Source organism: Arthrobacter sp. NPDC058127 (genome assembly GCF_042884555.1).
GTDB lineage: Bacteria > Actinomycetota > Actinomycetes > Actinomycetales > Micrococcaceae > Arthrobacter.
Genome location: NZ_JBHVTT010000002.1, coordinates 533,142 through 549,055, shown reverse-complemented (window position 1 = coordinate 549,055; position 15,914 = coordinate 533,142). Strand labels below are relative to the sequence as shown.

Sequence of the window (15,914 nt, the reverse complement as noted above, 5' to 3'; positions counted from 1 at the left end):
TATGTGCGGTCGGTTCAGTGTCGGTTTCGAAGCAGACTATCTCTCGAGGAAGCTCGGTGCCGTGCTGCGCGGTGATACCGACTACCCCTCGCCAACGCTCCAGATCAACCCGACAGACCCCGTGGTCTTTCTGCGGGGACGGGCCGGGGACGATTCGGTCGGACGCGAGCTCGCGGCCGGGCGCTGGGGCTTGGTTCCGACATTCTCCAAGTCCTTCGATTCGAAGGTACCGACTTGGAATGCACGCTCGGAAACGGCTGGGTCAACCCCGGTATTCAGGGCTTCCCTGCCGAAGTGGCGGGCGGTTGTCCCCGCTTCTGCGTACTACGAGTGGAAGAAATCGGGGCCTGGCCGGAAGGATCCCAAGCAGCGCTACATCGTCGAACCTCAGGATGAGTTGATTACCTTCGCCGGATTGTTTGCGCCATGGCGCGACGAGAGCATCGAGGACAAGTCCGCGCCCGGCGCCTGGCGTTTGTCCTGCTCGATCCTGACCATGGATTCCCCTCCGGAAGGCGTTCACGAGAGACTGCACAACTTGCATGACCGGATCCCGGTTCCGATTTCTCCAGACATGATCGACGATTGGATCGACCCCAAGGAAACCAGGGGCCAGGCCCTGTTGGACGCCGTGCTGGGCGAGGCGTATGGCTTGGCGTCGGCATGGATGATGAGGCCCGTGGAACTCGTGGACGACAACACCAAGTTGGTGGACGTCGCGAACCCGGCCGCCTGACTCAACGCTCTCAGCGCTCAACGTTCATAGCGCAGCTCGGCCCTCACGTCCGTATCCTTTAGCCAGGTCAATCTGGTAGCCGATCCGAAGGGGTTCGGCCACCACTGCACCAAGACCTTGCCCTCCGACGTCCGCGTGACCATGGCCGGAACATATTGAAGGTACTTCGGCCAAACGAGCTTGGCGATAACAGGCACCCTTGAAACGGTTGACAGCGGTTCCGTTTGCCGTGGGGGCGGGGCGCCGACTGAATTCAACGGCGCGGGATATTCGGGCTGGTCAGGCATGCCCGAATACTACTGCGAGGCATCGACAATATGGAGGCCGGGAGATTCGAACTCCAATCCCCCATGCGGAGCACCGGGCATGCGACGGCCACTCCCCGTGCCGCTGGGAATTAGCCGCCGCAGGACGAACCAGGCTAAAGCCGGATGTGGAACGAATCGCAGAACAGGTTCTCGTTGAACGTACGCGAAATACCCGCCGTCTAGCCGATGCAGGCCCAGTTCGAGCGCAGCCCATGACGGGCGGCGTATTTTCGTAGGCACTATCTGGGTGAGGTAATATGCATGCGGTGCAGGCACTGCAGGGCCCCTAATCAGGACTGCTACCAATAGATACTCCACGTGCGCTCCGCGTCGGTGGTCGAAGAGGGACTATGAAAAGCAGCGACAGAAATGTAGTTCCGATGAAAATCAATGTAGTTCCGATGAAAATCGGGTGGATAATTCCTTCTACATTCGGGGCGGTGCTCGCAGGCACCCTGGTCGCATTCGGTCGCCTCAGCCCTACAGCTCAAGGGACCATCTGGGCGGAGGACGGCGCAGTCTTTCTCCAAGACGCGCTGAGCCGCCGTGGATTGCTGGATGTGTTTGCTCCGTACCAGGGCTATCTGCATGTAGTTCCGCGGGCTATGACGAAGTTTGTGGTCAGGTTCTTTTCAATCGACGACTTTGCCATAGCCGTTTCCTCGTTGAGTTGTCTCCTGATTACCCTCATCGCCCTGATGGTGTTTCATTGTTCGAGGGCCCTCACCACAAATGTTCTGATCCGACTGGCGTGGGCATCGATCACTATTTTTGTTGCTCCCGGCGCGCTGGAGACTCAGGGTAACTTTGCCAACATTCATTGGTATCTGCTGTGGTTGGTACCCTGGCTGCTTATCAAGCCCACGCAATCGAAATATGAGGGTGTCCTACTTTTCGTCGTGGCAGCGTTGGCATCTCTCACCGAGATTCTGACGGTGATGTTCGTTCCGCTCTTCCTCTACCGGTTCAAGGACAAGGCACTTTTACCGGCTCGACTCGGCTTGCTGGTGGGCATCACATGCCAGATCATTACCACCCTGTCCTATCCGCGTTCTGCTCCTTTCGCGCCAGTCAACGTTGCTTCGGTAGCCGAAGGATGGTTCCTCAACAGCAGTTCGGCAGTAATCTTCGGCACATCAAGACAAATTTCCCGCAATATCCTGAACTTCGGAGTGTTGCCTGTAGTCTTGGCCGCATTACCATTTTTTCTTGCTTTTTTGTATCTTCTGTTGAAGGGCTCCATGCGTATTCGCGTGGCAGCACTTTCGTTCGTAGCGGCTTCGGTGGGTGTGTGGACTGCAGCGGCAGTATTCAACTTTTCGGACACGTTTGATTACTCAGAGTTTGGTGTGACCCAATGGGGCGCCTTCCTTTTGGGGAGATATAGCACTGTCCCATCGATGTTCCTACTTGCCCTGGTTCCATTGTTGGCAGTCTTATGGGAAAATACTTCTCCAAAGGCCACCACGGGTGTTTTAGCCGCCTTCCTTGTTCTGCAGTGCTTGTATTTCTTTCCGTCATCGGCATTCCGTCAGGAGGGACCGCTCTGGGCAACCGGCGTTGCAACTGCCAGAGTCGCTTGTATCGCTGATCCTGGGATGACCGAATATCCAATCGGAACGGCGCCGGGGGCATGGAAGGTGCAGGTCCATTGCAACGACCTGCGGCCTTGACGCGTCGTGTTCACTGCTTCATCAACATCGATCGTCCCTCCTGAAGGAGCCACCGTGAAAAAAATCGTCGAGCCTCTCCCCTCCTGGGGACGCCGGCTAGCCGGCATCGAAGGACTGCGCGCGGCAGCGGCTCTATCAGTGCTGGCATATCACGTCGGCCTCATGGCCTCGGACGAAGTTCATTTGGGACCAGTCGGCCAGGTTTTTCTGCCTCTTCTCGGCCAAGGGCTTCCACTCTTCTTTGTCCTGTCAGGGTTCCTGCTGTTCAGGCCGTTCGTCACGTCGATCATGCGAGGCAAAGAGCTCCCTTCAATTCGGCGTTATGCAGCCAACAGGTTACTGCGGATCTACCCCGCTTACCTTGTCATATTGGGAGCGACCGCCCTCGTTATGGGGTCTGTCTACATCAAAGGCAGCACACACGGGTTTGGCCCGGACAATATCGGACGCCTGACCGAGCCCATAAAGTTCCTTGCCAATGCGTTGCTAGTACATATGTTTATTCCACAGTTCGTCATGAGCGGCCTTCCCGTCGCTTGGTCGTTGACGGCCGAGATCACTTTTTACGTAGCGGTGCCGTTGATGGCGCTACTTTCGGCCCGGCTCGTGCGGCTGGGAACCAGCAAGGCAGTGGCTCTAGCGATTGCCCCGGTTGCCCTGGTCGTTATCGGATTGGGAGTGACTTCCTGGGGCCATGCGGCGGCCGATCACCTTGACTACACCCAACGCGTTGATTTTGCCTTTGGGCAGACTGGTACTGCAGTTTTACTGAGGAGTTTCCTGGGACAAGCTGACCTGTTTGGCTATGGAATCGCGGCGGCACTGGTTGTTGTCGCCCTGGATGAGCGTGGTGTTCAGCGTGTTGCGGCTTGGGTAAAGGTGGTCCTCCTTGCCGCAGCTGTAGCTGCCATATGGGCCGGTATGTCAGGCACAATGCCCTACTTGTCGAATATGGCTGGCGTCGCCTCGGCTCTTGTCCTTCTTGCCGTTGTCCTCCCATCATCACGAGACGGAGGGGCAAATAGACTCGCGCTATTGTTTGAATGGCGTCCGATTAGGTTCACAGGGACTATCAGTTACAGCATCTACCTGTGGCATCTCCCGGTCATTTTTTGGCTCATGACACACAAACTAACAGTTGGAGGAACCGTGCTGGCACTTCCCTTCAACACCATCCTTGTCCTCGGAATCGTTTTGCCACTGTCTGCCTTGACGTATTACTTGGTGGAGCGCCCCGCCATGTTGAGAAAGAAACCTTCACCCCAAGGGGAATCTAGTTCGCAGAAGGTACCTCTGGCGACTTCGGCCGCGCCGTGACGTACGTGTGAGAGTCTTTGTGAAGCACCATTTGGTCCACGTCAAGGGGTGGGAACGGTCGTTCCAGCAGGTGATGAACACGCCGACCTTGCGCATCAGGCCGGTCACGGACGTCAACGTGCCCCGGTGGATGCCTCGGTGCCTGTGCCGACCGGACTCCCTGCGGACTGACGCTAATCAGTCAGCAAGGAGTCCTTCCTAACCCCTAGAATTCAAGGAAAAAGAACCTAGAGCCGGGTGTCGAACGAGTCGCAGAACACATTCTCGTTGAACGTCCCTTGGAGGTCGGACTTGCCCTGGATTTTCTGGATGGTTGCCCGAATGGCCTCGCGGGTCCCTGCGTGGGCGTTGATGGCCGTCTTGACCATCGGCACATCGATCAAGTGGTTTGGCTGGTTCAGCGAGACGAACACCGTGGGTACTTCCGTGACGTACCAAGGGATTTCCGCCGCCATGGGACTGGACCACTTGATGCGGATCGCAGCCTCCTGGGCAAAGCCCTTGACATTGGCAAAGACGAACGCGGCATCGTACTTTTCCGCATAATCGCCGGTGGCTTCGTCGGAGATGACGCTCATGAAGTTCACGCCCGCCTCCCCCGCAGCTTCGCGTTGCTCCGCCGTCTTGAAGAGGTGGACCTCGAAACCGGCGGTTTCAAGTTCTTCTTTGACCGTATCCAGATAGGCCAACGGATCCGCCCGGGTGAAATCGGAACCGCCGGAGATGCCGTACAGGCGAATACGCTTATACGTTTCCGGTGTGATGGGCAGGTTGCCGGCAGTGTCCTTGATCAAGGTGACGGTCTTGTCGGCGATTTCGGCAGCGACGGCGAGGTGCGCCTCGCTGCCGATCAGCCGCAGCGCTCCCGGCGACGGCGTCAGTTCTTCCGGGAGTTTCTTATGCAGCCCCAGGCTGGCCTTCAACCCCAGAATCCGGCGCAGCGCGTCGTGCAGGCGCTGATCGGTGATCACGCCGGACTTGTAGCCGTCCATCATGTACTGGAAGTCCTCCGCCGGGTTGCGGAAGAACAGGAACATGTCGCAGCCAGCGGCGATGGTGGCTGGAACGAGATCCTTGCGTTTCTTGGCCTGAGTGAGGCCGACCATTTGCGATGCGTCAGTGAGGATCAGCCCGTTGAAGCCGAGCTCGCCACGGAGCAAGTCCTGGAGAAGCTCCGGAGCGAGGGTGGCGGGCAGGATGTCTTTGTCTTGCGTCCCGGGACGGAAATGCCGCGTGAGCTCAGGCGCCCCGATGTGTCCGACCATGATCGACTGAACCCCATGGCCGATCATTTCCCGGTACACGTGCCCGTAGCTGGAATTCCATTCCGCGTACCCGAGCGTGTTGTACGAAGTGACCACGTGCTGGTCGCGTTCGTCCACGCCGTCGCCCGGGAAATGCTTGATAGCGCAGGCAGTGGGCGATTCGCTGATGCCGTCGAAATACTCCTTGGCGCGCTCCACCACGATTTCCGGTGTGTTGCCGAACGCCCGGGTGGAGATGACTGTGTTGCGCCAGTTGTAGTGGATGTCCACGATCGGCGCGAAGGCCCAGTTGCAGCCCAAAGCCGCGGTTTCCACACCGGCCACCTGGCCCATTTTCCTGGCGATGGACTTGTCAGGGTGGGAACCGGCCTGTAGGTGCGTCGACACGAAAGTTCCGTCGTCGCAGCTTCCCGCTCCGCCCATTTCCGGGTTGGAGGCCACCAGAAGCGGGATGCGCGTCCTGGACTGGGCATAACGGATGTGTTGCTGGACAGCGGCGGACGGACCCGGCCTGTACCGCATCCCGCCGACGTGATAGTTCTCCAGCACACCGTCGAGGTACTCCGGGGAGTAATCGTTGTTGTGGTTGATGAAGAGCTGCCCGATTTTTTCCTCGAGGCTCATGCCGCGGATGGTGGAATCCACCCACGCAACAGCCTCGTCGTCGAGGTTGAACGGCGCCGACTGGAGGTCGACGTCGAACTGCCGCGCCGGGGTGCCCGCGGTACCGGCGCTGTCGGCCGCCGGAGCTTTGGAGCCTGCGACGGCGGCAATCCCGGCCAGCGCTTCCGCGACCACCTCGCTGACCGGGACGGCGATGTCCACGACGAACCCGGCCTCGTCGGCGTCGAGCGGTTCCAGGGTGGCGAGCTGCGAATCAAGGAGGGCCGGCGGCATGAAGTGGCCGGAACGCCCTTCTGTCCGTTCCCTGAGCACCTCTTTGCTGCCGTGCAGGTGCAGGAAGATGGTGTCCGGGGCTTTCTCACGGATGGCATCCCGGTAGCTGCGCCGGAGGGCGGAACAGGCGAGAACCAGCCCGCCGTCGCCGGCGTTGGCGAGTTCGGTGCCGACCGTCGCCAGCCAAGGCCAGCGGTCCTCATCAGTCAGGGGCGTGCCCGCGGCCATTTTGGCGACGTTTTCGATGGGGTGGAGCGAATCGCCGTCGAGGAACGGAACTCCCAGCGCCCGGGCCACGAGGTCTCCGATGGTGGTCTTGCCGCAACCGGAGACGCCCATCACCACAATGCGCCGCGGCTGTTCTGCAGCTCCGCTGAGGTCGCCGGCCGCGGCCACGTTCCTACCAGTCATGGACGGTGCCGTCCACGAGGCGGTTGTACGGCAGATAGGCCTGCTGGTACGGGAAGGAGTTGGCGGCTTCCTCGTTGAATTCGACGCCGAGGCCCGGCTTGTCGCCCGGGTGCAGGTAGCCGTCGGTGAAGGTCATGGACTGCTCGAAGACCGTATTGGTCTTGTCCGAGTGCTGCATGTACTCCTGGATGCCGTAGTTGTGGATGGCCAGGCCCACGTGCAGCTGCGCGGCGAAACCGACAGGGGAAATGTCGGTCGGGCCGTGGAAGCCGGACTTGATCTGGTACTGGGCGGCGAAGTCCATGACCTTCTTCAGCGGCGAGATCCCGCCGAAGTGCGTGGACGCGGCCCGGACATAGTCGATCAGCTGCTCCTTGATGAGCGTCTGGAAGTCATAGACCGTGTTGAAGATTTCACCGATCGCCAGCGGCGTGGTGGTGTGCTGGCGGACCAGTCGCAGCCCCTCCTGGTTTTCGGCCGGAGTGCAATCCTCGAGCCAGAACAGGTCGTACGGTTCCAGGGCCTTGCCGAGCTTGGCTGCCTGGATGGGGGTCATGCGGTGGTGGCCGTCGTGCAGCAGCGGGATTTCCGGGCCGAATTCGTTGCGCACCGCTTCGAACACGGTTGGCAGATGGCGCAGGTAGGCGCGGGTGTCCCAGTCCTCTTCCTGCGGGAACGCACCGCGGCCGGCGGGCTCGTAGTCGTAGCGCTCACCCGAGGCCTGCGCCTGGGCGGCCACGCCGTAGACGGCCTTGATGCCCGGGATGGCGGTCTGGATGCGGATCGACTTGTAACCCAGTTCCAGGTGCTCCCGGACCGAGTCGAACAAGGACGGGATGTCCGCGCCCGAGGCGTGGCCGTACGCGCGCAGCCCGTTGCGGGAGGCGCCGCCCAGGAGCTGGTAGACCGGCAGTCCGGCCACCTTGCCCTTGATGTCCCACAAGGCCATGTCGACGGCGGCGATGGCGGCCATGGTGACCGGGCCGCGGCGCCAGTACGAGGAGCGGTAAAGGAACTGCCAGGTGTCCTCGATGCGGTGCGGGTCCTTGCCGATCAGAAGCTGCGCGACGTGTTCCTTCAGGTATGCGGCCACGGCGAGTTCACGGCCGTTCAGGGTCGCGTCGCCGATGCCGGTCACGCCGTCCTCGGTGGTGATCCGCAGGGTCACGAAGTTCCGGGTGGGGCTGGTCACGAAGACTTCAGCGGCAATGATTTTCACAGCTGGTCCTTTCAGGGTTGCTGATCGAGGGCTGGCCTGGCCCGGATGCGACGTGCACCACAGGGCGGGTAAAGACGATCTTAGGATGGATGACAAATATTGGCAACCGGTTGCAATGCTATTTCGTGGAGATTTTTCCCGGTCCAGCAGTTTCCGCGGCGGTTTCCGAGTCGGAAACCGCTGCGAGGGTCGCGGCGGCGCCCTCCGCGCTAAATGGCCCCGCGCCGGAGCCTTCCAAGGCGCGACGGGCCTTGATCTCGCCCAGGATCTGGGCATGGAACGCGTCGGTCAGCTTGTACTTGGCCATGACGACGATTGCGAGGACGGTCATGATGGCGGGCAGTGCACCTGCGGCAAACTGGATGGCCTGCAGCGATTCGGCACTGTGCGTAGTTCCGGACTTGTAGCCCCCTGCCGCGAGCGCGTAGGCAGCAAGAGCTCCGCCGACGGCTTGGCCGGTCTTGCGGGTGAAGGAGAACAAGGCATAGGTGATGCCTTCAGTCCGGACACCGGTTTTCCATTCGCCGTATTCCACGGTGTCTGCTTCCAAGGCCCACACCACGATGTTGACGGCCATGACGCCAAGCATGCTCAAGAGCAGACCCGAGAATCCAACCCAGACCATGGTGGCCGGAGCGAAGAAGACGATTGCGCCACCGATGATGGCGAGGAAACCGGCAGCCACGTAGATGGTCTTCTTGCCGAAGTTTCGGACCAGCCTTGGCATGAGCGGAGCAAGGGCAAACGTCACCACCAGTTGGACGATGGAGAGGACCGCGTAGAGATCCAGCCGGCCGAGGACGTCGCGCAAGTAGTACAGCTGCACCGAAGACAGCGCCATATAGCCGGTCAGGAAGAGGAAGGAGCTAAGGCACAGCATGAGCAGGGGACGGTTTGTCTTGAGCGTCGCCATGCTCTGCTTGAAGGAAACCTTGGGTACTGCACGGTGGACCCGCTCCTTGGCGGTCAGGAACGTGAAGAAGTACAGCGCTGCGCCGATCACGACGAAGACCAGGGTGATGATAGTGAAAATGGACTGCAGGTTGGCGCCTGGCTTGATCAGTGGAGCTACGAAGATGCCCAACGCGGAACTGACCAAAAGTGCGCCAACCATGCGGGCGGAGCCCAGCTTGGCCCGCTCCCCCGGCTCTTGGGTCATCGCGCCGGCCAGCGAACCGTATGGGATGTTCACCAGCGAGTAGGCCAGGCCCAGGGCCGCGTAGGTCAGGTAGGCGTAGAGCAACATCCCCGTTTCGCCGATCTGCGGAATGGAGAAGGCTGCGACGCTCAGGAGCAGCAACGGGATGGAGCCGAACATGATGAATGGCCGGAATTTTCCGAAGCGCTTGCTGTATGCGCGATCAACCAATCGTCCGGCGAAGACGTCGGCGAAAGCGTCGAAGATCCTGACCGTAAGCAACAGGGTCCCGGCGGCCGCAGCGGATATGCCCGCGACGTCGGTGTAGTAGACGAGCAGGAACATGGTGGCAGTAGTGAAGGCAAGGTTGTTGGCGGCGTCGCCAGCCCCATAGCCTAGGATGCTGAGTTTGCTGAGCTTATTCATTGCGGGCTCCTTTACCCTTGCCGGTACCCCACGTTCCGGCTTGCGATGATCGAAAGGCTTCGGCCGAACCAGGCCTGAAATAGTTGAAGCTTGATGTAATTCTAATCACCATGGCAACCAATCGGCAAGCGGTTGCCAAATGTTTCCATAGAACTTTCCAACATCAGGGAAGTTTCAACGATCGCTCAGAAGAAGTGAGCGAGCGTTCGGGGAAAGTGCCCAATACCTGAGCGAGCGTTCGGGGAAAGTGCCACATATCTGAGCGAGCGTCGGTCCTTCCAAACGCCCGCTCACATATGGCGTTTGTCCGGCCAACGCTCGCTCACATATCCGGACCGACGACGGCGCCCGTCGCCTTCACGTGGAAGGCAACGGGCGCCGTCGAAAGTACCTGGCGGATTAGCTGAGGTTGCCGGCAGCCGCGAAGGACTCGGCCAAGCCCTCAACGAGGTCCACGATCGCCGCGTCGGAAACCAAGTCCGGATCCACGAGGCGGAGCAGGGCCTCGAGCCGTGCACGGCCCGTAAGGAGGTTCGCGGCGGCGATTTCCGCCGCCTGCGGGTCCTGGAGGCTGGTTGCCGTGGCAGTGTAGGCAGACCAGGCCGCGATCATCCGCGCAGCCGCTCGACCGCTGCGGCCTGCGGCGCGCTCGGCGCGGAGCACAGGCAGTGCTCGCATGCGCAGCTTGGTGCTGCCATCCATGGCTATCTGGGCCAGGTGGTGGGCGATCCGGGAATTCCCGAAGCGTTCCAGGAGGGCCGCGCGATACTCAGGGATGCGCAAGTCCCCACCGTGCAGACTGGAGGCGGCCTCGTCCCAGAAGTCCTCGACGGCCCGACGGCAGAAATCGTCAGCGAGGGCTTCGGCCACGGTCTTGTGGCCGCGCAACTGGCCGGCATAGGCCAGGAGCGAGTGGGCGCCGTTGAGGAGCCACAGTTTGCGGTTCTCGTACGGCTCGATCTCGTCCACGAAGAGGGCACCAGCGTCTTCCCAGTGCGGGCGTCCGGCGGGGAAGTCCCCGCTGAGGACCCAGTTGCGGAAGGGCTCGGCGACCACGGGTGATTCGTCGCGGTATCCGCAGGCGGAAGCGACGGCGTCGATGTCGGCGTCCGTGGTGCGCGGGGTGATGCGGTCAACGGAAGTACTGACAAATCTGACGTTGGCGTCGATCCAGGCGGCGAGCCCGGCGTCGAACGCCTTGGCCATCCCCATCACGGCGCTTCTGGCGACGGTCCCGTTGTTGGAGAGATTGTCGCAGCAGACGACGGCGAGTGGGCCGGCGTCGGCGTCGCGGCGCGCGGCGAGGCCCACCACCAGGCGGCCCAGCGGCGTCGTCGGCTTGCCGGAAGCAGAACGGTCAGCGAGCACGGCGAGGTCCGCGACGACGTCGGGCGCTTGGCTGTCCAGCTTGCCGTCGGCCCCAAGCCGGTAGGCGGCTTCGGTGATGGTAAGCGTGATGAGCGACGTCAGCGGCGCGGCGACAAGCTCGACAAAACGCTCGACGTCGGCACCATCGACAGCCTCGACAATGCTGCCGATGACTTCGAAGGAATCACCGGCGTCCGAACGCTCCACCACGGTGTACAAGCCGTCCTGGGCGGCCAGGACCTCTGCGGCATCCGGGCGGCGGCCCGTGAAGGAGGCGATGCCCCATTCCGATGCGTCACCTGCATGCTGGGTGTACCACGCCTGATGGGAGCGGTGGAAGGCCCCCAGTCCCATGTGCACAATGCGCACCGGGGCTCTGTCGATGGGCCTGATGGCACGGCTCAAGCGGGGAAGATCCGCGCTTTGCCCGGGTTCGTTGCTCACAGCTTGAAGACCCTCCGGGGCGAGGAGTCGACGACGTCGACGATGATTTCGTGGGCGCGGTCTTCGCTGACCCGATGCTCGGCGACGAGGCGGGCGAGGAAGGATGCTTCGATCCGGCGGGAGGCGTCGTGCCGGGCCGGGATGGAGCAGAACGCGCGGGTGTCGTCGATGAAGCCCGAGGACCGCGAGAAGCCGGTGGTCTCGGTGACAGCGGAGCGGAAGCGGAGCATGGCGTCCGGTGCATCGAGGAACCACCACGGAGCGCCGAGGTACACGGAGGGGTAGAACCCTGCCAGCGGAGCCAGTTCGCGCGAGAACACGGTCTCGTCCAAGGTGAACAGCACCAAGTGGAAGTCCTTTGCCGTGCCGAAGTCCTGGAGCAGGGGGCGGATGGCTTCGGTGTAGTTGGTGGCGAATGGTATGTCGTGGCCGGTGTCCGCGCCGTAGGCGTCGAAGGTGGGCTGGTGGTGGTTGCGGAAGGAACCCGGGTGGATGGTCATGACCAGGCCGTCTTCGACGGACATCCTTGCCATCTGGTACATCATGTGGGCTTCGAAGGTATTGCGGTCCTCGGCCGTGGCCTTGCCTGCGCGCGCAAGCTCGAAGATCCGCTCGGCTTCGCTCCGCTCAAGCTTGAGCGTTGCCGGGGTGAGGACGCCGTGGTCCGCGGAGACCGCGCCGTGGTCCACGAAATAACGACGGCGGTTTTCCAGGGCTTTGATGTAGCCGGTGTAGCCGCTAGCGCCGTCGGCGGCGGAATCGACAAGCCGCTCGACGTTGGCACTCCATGCCGGGTGCGCGATGTTCAGGTAGGCATCCGGACGGAAGGTCGGCAGCACGCGGCCGTTGAAGGAGGGGTCCTCGGCGATCGCCTTGTGGCTGGCGAGACTGTCCAGGGGATCGTCCGTGGTGGCCAGGACCTCGATGTTGAAGTCCTTGAAGAGCTGGCGGGGACGGAAATCGGGCTCCACGAGCTTGGCGGCAATGGCGTCATAGCTGGCATCTGCGGACATCTCGCCAAGGTCCGCGCCGAGCTTGAACACGCTGTCGAACTGCGTGCGCAGCCAGTACCCGGACGCCGTGCCTTCGAAGAGGGGCCACGCCTGGACGAATGTCCGCCAGATCTCCCGCGATTCGGACGCGTTGGCACCTCCCGAGAGCAGCTTGTCCATGGGGACTCCGCTGGCGTGGATCAGCCTGGTGACGTAGTGGTCCGGGCTGACCAGGAGCGCGGCCGGATCGGGGAACGGGGTGTTCTGCTCGATGACGGCGGCGTCAACGTGGCCGTGCGGAGAGATGATGGGCAGGTCCTGGACGCGCTCCAGAAGGGAGCGCGCAATGCTGCGCGTCCCCGGATCCGCGGGCAGGAGCCGGTCAGGATTGGCTGCGATCGACTGTGACATAGCTCAATTTTCAGCCGGAAGGAGCAGTCTGTCAACCGGTTGCCAACTATTGCCATCTCGTTGCATCTGCATTGGATAGTCGCTTGAAACTAGGCGATCAGCCGTCCGCTGGAGCCGCGCACCACGAGCTCCGTGTCCACGCGGACGGCTCCCTCGGGCCCATCATTGCCGAGCAACATGTCCAGCAGCAGGCTGGCGGCGCGGGAACCGCACTCCCCTAACGGCGACCTCACAGTGGTGAGCGCCGGCGTCGTGAAGTCTGCCCCGAAGATGTCGTCGAAGCCCACGATGCTGATCTGGTCCGGAACGTGCACGCCGGCGGCCTGCAGCTCCTGCATGAGGCCTATGGCGAGGAGATCGTTGTAGGTGATCACCGCCGTCGCACCGCTCGCCAGGACGTCGCGCGCTATTTGGCGGCCGCCGTCGACGGTCGGCTTGGACGATTCCAAGCGGAGCGCCTCCAATTTGTACCAGTCGCAGGCGGCTTGGACGCCTTCCCAGCGGCGGCGCGACATCCAGGACTGCGGCGGCCCCGCAACGTAAGCAAGCTGCTGGTGGCCGTTGGCCGCAAGGCTCCGCACGGCCTGGCTGATCCCCTTGTTGACGTCCGGGACCACGCACGGCACTCCCTCTATTTCGCGATTGATCACGACCACCGGTTTGTCCGCAGCCAAGACCCGGATCTTTTCGTCGTCCATGCGGGGGCTCGCCAGAATGAGGCCATCCACCGTGCTCAACATCCTGCGGGCCGCAATGAGTTCGGTTTCAGGGGACTCTGCGGACTCGGCCAGCACCAGGGTGTAGTCCCGGGCGGACCCCGTGGTTTCCGCACCGCGGATGATGTCGAAGAAGGTCGGGTTGGTGATATCCGCGACGATCAGTCCAATCGTCTGGGTACGGCCGGTGGGAAGTGCCCGGGCGAAGGGGTTCACCTGGTAGTTCAGCTGCTCGGCGGCATCCTCGATGATCTTCTGGGTCTTGGCACTGACCCTGCCCGGTTTGCTCAGCGCGCGCGAAACCGTAGATGGGTTGACTCCCGCCAGCTTCGCGATGTCGTAAATGGTGGGCGAGGATCTCTCCCCGCGTCCACGCTTGGCGGGGAAAGTTGCTGCTCCGGAATTCGTCGCTTCAGTCACGGCTCCATCGTAATCTGGTATGGCAACAAAAAGCAGGACGGTTGCCAACCATTCGGCCGGCGACCGCCCTGCTTAAGCGCCCTGCTTAAGCGCCCTGCTTGAGTGCCCTGCCGACTAGGAGCGTTCGGCGAACTTGCCTTCTTCGCTGATGCGCTTATTGAGCTCGCGCATGTACTCCTCCTCGTCGAAGTCCAGGGGGACTTCCCTGCCGGTCCAGCTTGACAGGTGGATGGCGTTGGCCAGGCGGACGCCTTTGATGCCGTCCGATCCGGGAGCCAACAACGGAGTGCCGTCCAGGATGTTGGCCGCGAAGTTCTCCAAAACTCCTGCGTGCTGGCCACCCCAGGCCGACTCGAACTCGATCACCTCGGTGGTGTAGTAGTCCTCGGCTTTCAATTCGCCCATGAAGAGCTTGCGGACATCGTCCATGTCCATGCCGTCGCTGAGTTCGCGCTCGGGCTTGACGAGGCGGGTGACTGTCGCGGTCTTGCTGTTTTCCACCACGATCTTGCCCTGGTCGCCCAGGATCTCGAAGCGGTCCGTGCCCACAAGGTCGTGCGTCGCCGTGACAAAGACACCGGTTGCACCGTTGCCGTAGTCCACGACGGCGGTGACCTCGTCTTCCACGGCGATGTCCCGCCGGAATCCGTACGCCACCTTGGAGTAGACGGACTTCGGCACGCCGCAGATCCACTGCCACAGATCGAGCTGGTGGGGTGCCTGGTTGACCAGTACGCCGCCGCCTTCGCCGCCCCACGTCGCGCGCCATTCGCTGGAGTTGTAATAGCCCTGCGGACGCCACCAGTTGGTGATGATCCAATTGGTGCGGCGGATGCTGCCGATCTCGCCGTTGTCTACGATCTCCTTGAGCTTCTTGTAGAGAGGGTTGTTGCGCTGGTTGAACATGATGCCGAAGGAAAGCTCAGGCTTGGAGGCCGCGAACTCATTGAGCTCCTTGACCTGCTTGGTGTAGACACCGGCGGGCTTCTCCACGAGGGCGTGGATGTTGCGCTTGAGCGATTCGATGCCCATTTCCGGGTGCAGGTAGTGGGGCACGCACGTGACGATCGCGTCGACGTCGCCGCTTTCAAGCATGGCGATGTAGTCGTCATAGAAAGGCGCATCAGGATACTGGGTCGCCGCCAGTTCCTTCTTTGCAGGATCGGTGTCGCAGATGGCGCCGATCACCATGTTCGGAACCAATCCGTCAATGATGAACTTGGCGTACGTGCCGCCCTGCTGGCCCAGGCCGATGATGCCAAGGCGTACTTTATTGCTCATGAGTGGATCTCCGTCTTTGTGGGATTAGAAGAGGTCTGCATGGCCCATGGCCACCAGGTTGTCGTAGGAAGTCTGCAGCGCTTCCCACACCGTGCGGCCATAGAGCTCGTCCTGCTCCACGAGCAAGTACTCCGCGCCGGCGGCCTGGGCTGCGGGAATGATGGACGGGAAGTCCAGGTTGCCTTCCCCTACTTCGGCGAACTGGACCACGTTCTTGAACTCGGCCATGAAACCCGCGATGTCCCCCGATTCCAGGAGCCCGAAGGATTCTTCGGGCAACTGTCCGATCCGGTAGTCCTTCAGGTGCACCATGGCCGTGCGTCCGGCGTATTTGGCGAGGGTCCGGACGGGGTCGAATCCGCCGCGCTGCACCCAGTGCACGTCGATTTCCATGCCCATGGCCGGGGAGTTTTCGGCAATGATATCCAGCATGTATTTGCCGTCGAACTTCGCGAACTCGATGTGGTGGTTGTGGTAATACAGTCCGATGCCGTGTTCACGGAGGCGTTCAGCGTATTCGTTGGCTTGCTTCGCGAAGTCCACCGCGGCGTCGATCGATTTCATGGCGGGGAACGGCATCATGCCGATCCGCAGGAGGTGGGTGTCAAGTCGCTTTGCGTCGTCAACGATCTTGTCGAAGTGGTCCCTGAGGGAGTCCCCCGGCATGCCTTTGGGCGTCTCCATGGCGACCGAAAGCGCCGCGATGTCCATGCCCAGTTCGCTCCGGGAGCGGTCCAGTTCGTCAACGTTTTCCGGTGTCATCGGGATCTGGGAAATCTCGACGGCGTTGTACCCGATGGCGCTGACCTTGCGGAGCGTTTCAAACGCCCCGGCTTCGGCAAAACCGCCCTTCAGCATCATTGCCTGCACGCCAATTTTGGCCACTTTGTCC

11 protein-coding genes are annotated in these 15,914 nt (G+C 61.8%); 3 read left to right on the top strand and 8 right to left on the bottom strand.

Annotation, left to right across the window (positions count from 1 at the left end; translation table 11 throughout):
* Position 1 precedes the first annotated feature (1 nt).
* From ACFVTG_RS05925 to ACFVTG_RS05915, 3 genes are all read left to right on the top strand, one after another.
* On the top strand, positions 2–736 hold the full coding sequence (locus tag ACFVTG_RS05925) for an SOS response-associated peptidase (RefSeq protein ID WP_284751680.1): 735 nt from the start codon (positions 2–4) through the stop codon (positions 734–736).
* A 658-nt stretch (positions 737–1,394) separates the two neighbouring features.
* Positions 1,395–2,717 (top strand): hypothetical protein, encoded by a 1,323-nt coding sequence (locus ACFVTG_RS05920; RefSeq protein ID WP_390278871.1) that lies wholly within the window; start codon positions 1,395–1,397, stop codon positions 2,715–2,717.
* A 54-nt stretch (positions 2,718–2,771) separates the two neighbouring features.
* Positions 2,772–4,034: an acyltransferase gene (locus ACFVTG_RS05915; protein ID WP_284751682.1), complete on the top strand. Its 1,263-nt coding sequence runs from the start codon at positions 2,772–2,774 to the stop codon at positions 4,032–4,034.
* 227 nt (positions 4,035–4,261) lie between these two features.
* On the opposite strand, the gene ACFVTG_RS05910 is transcribed toward ACFVTG_RS05915, so the two are convergent.
* The 8 genes from ACFVTG_RS05910 to ACFVTG_RS05875 all read right to left on the bottom strand — a co-directional run bounded on the left by ACFVTG_RS05910 (position 4,262) and on the right by ACFVTG_RS05875 (position 15,907).
* A complete protein-coding gene (locus ACFVTG_RS05910) occupies positions 4,262–6,607 on the bottom strand; it encodes a gluconokinase, GntK/IdnK-type (RefSeq protein WP_390278869.1) in 2,346 nt (781 codons plus the stop codon).
* Positions 6,597–7,826, bottom strand: coding sequence for a D-mannonate dehydratase ManD (gene manD / locus ACFVTG_RS05905; protein WP_059387443.1), 1,230 nt, complete (start codon positions 7,824–7,826; stop codon positions 6,597–6,599). The genes ACFVTG_RS05910 and manD overlap by 11 nt, the downstream gene beginning before the upstream one ends.
* Positions 7,827–7,944: 118 nt before the next feature.
* The gene (gene uidB / locus ACFVTG_RS05900; RefSeq protein WP_390278867.1) at positions 7,945–9,390 is read right to left on the bottom strand and encodes a glucuronide transporter; all 1,446 of its coding nucleotides are present in this window, start codon (positions 9,388–9,390) and stop codon (positions 7,945–7,947) included.
* Between the two features lie 399 nt (positions 9,391–9,789).
* Positions 9,790–11,112, bottom strand: coding sequence for a mannitol dehydrogenase family protein (locus tag ACFVTG_RS05895; RefSeq protein WP_390278952.1), 1,323 nt, complete (start codon positions 11,110–11,112; stop codon positions 9,790–9,792).
* Between the two features lie 86 nt (positions 11,113–11,198).
* Positions 11,199–12,605, bottom strand: a complete 1,407-nt coding sequence (gene uxaC, locus ACFVTG_RS05890; RefSeq protein WP_284751685.1) for a glucuronate isomerase — start codon at positions 12,603–12,605, stop codon at positions 11,199–11,201.
* Positions 12,606–12,694: 89 nt separating this feature from the next.
* On the bottom strand, positions 12,695–13,741 hold the full coding sequence (locus ACFVTG_RS05885) for a LacI family DNA-binding transcriptional regulator (RefSeq protein ID WP_390278865.1): 1,047 nt from the start codon (positions 13,739–13,741) through the stop codon (positions 12,695–12,697).
* A gap of 114 nt (positions 13,742–13,855) precedes the next feature.
* Positions 13,856–15,022 (bottom strand): Gfo/Idh/MocA family protein, encoded by a 1,167-nt coding sequence (locus ACFVTG_RS05880; RefSeq protein WP_390278863.1) that lies wholly within the window; start codon positions 15,020–15,022, stop codon positions 13,856–13,858.
* 24 nt (positions 15,023–15,046) lie between these two features.
* Complete coding sequence (locus tag ACFVTG_RS05875) at positions 15,047–15,907, bottom strand: sugar phosphate isomerase/epimerase family protein (RefSeq protein WP_390278861.1); 861 nt, start codon at positions 15,905–15,907, stop codon at positions 15,047–15,049.
* Between the last annotated feature and the right edge of the window lie 7 nt (positions 15,908–15,914).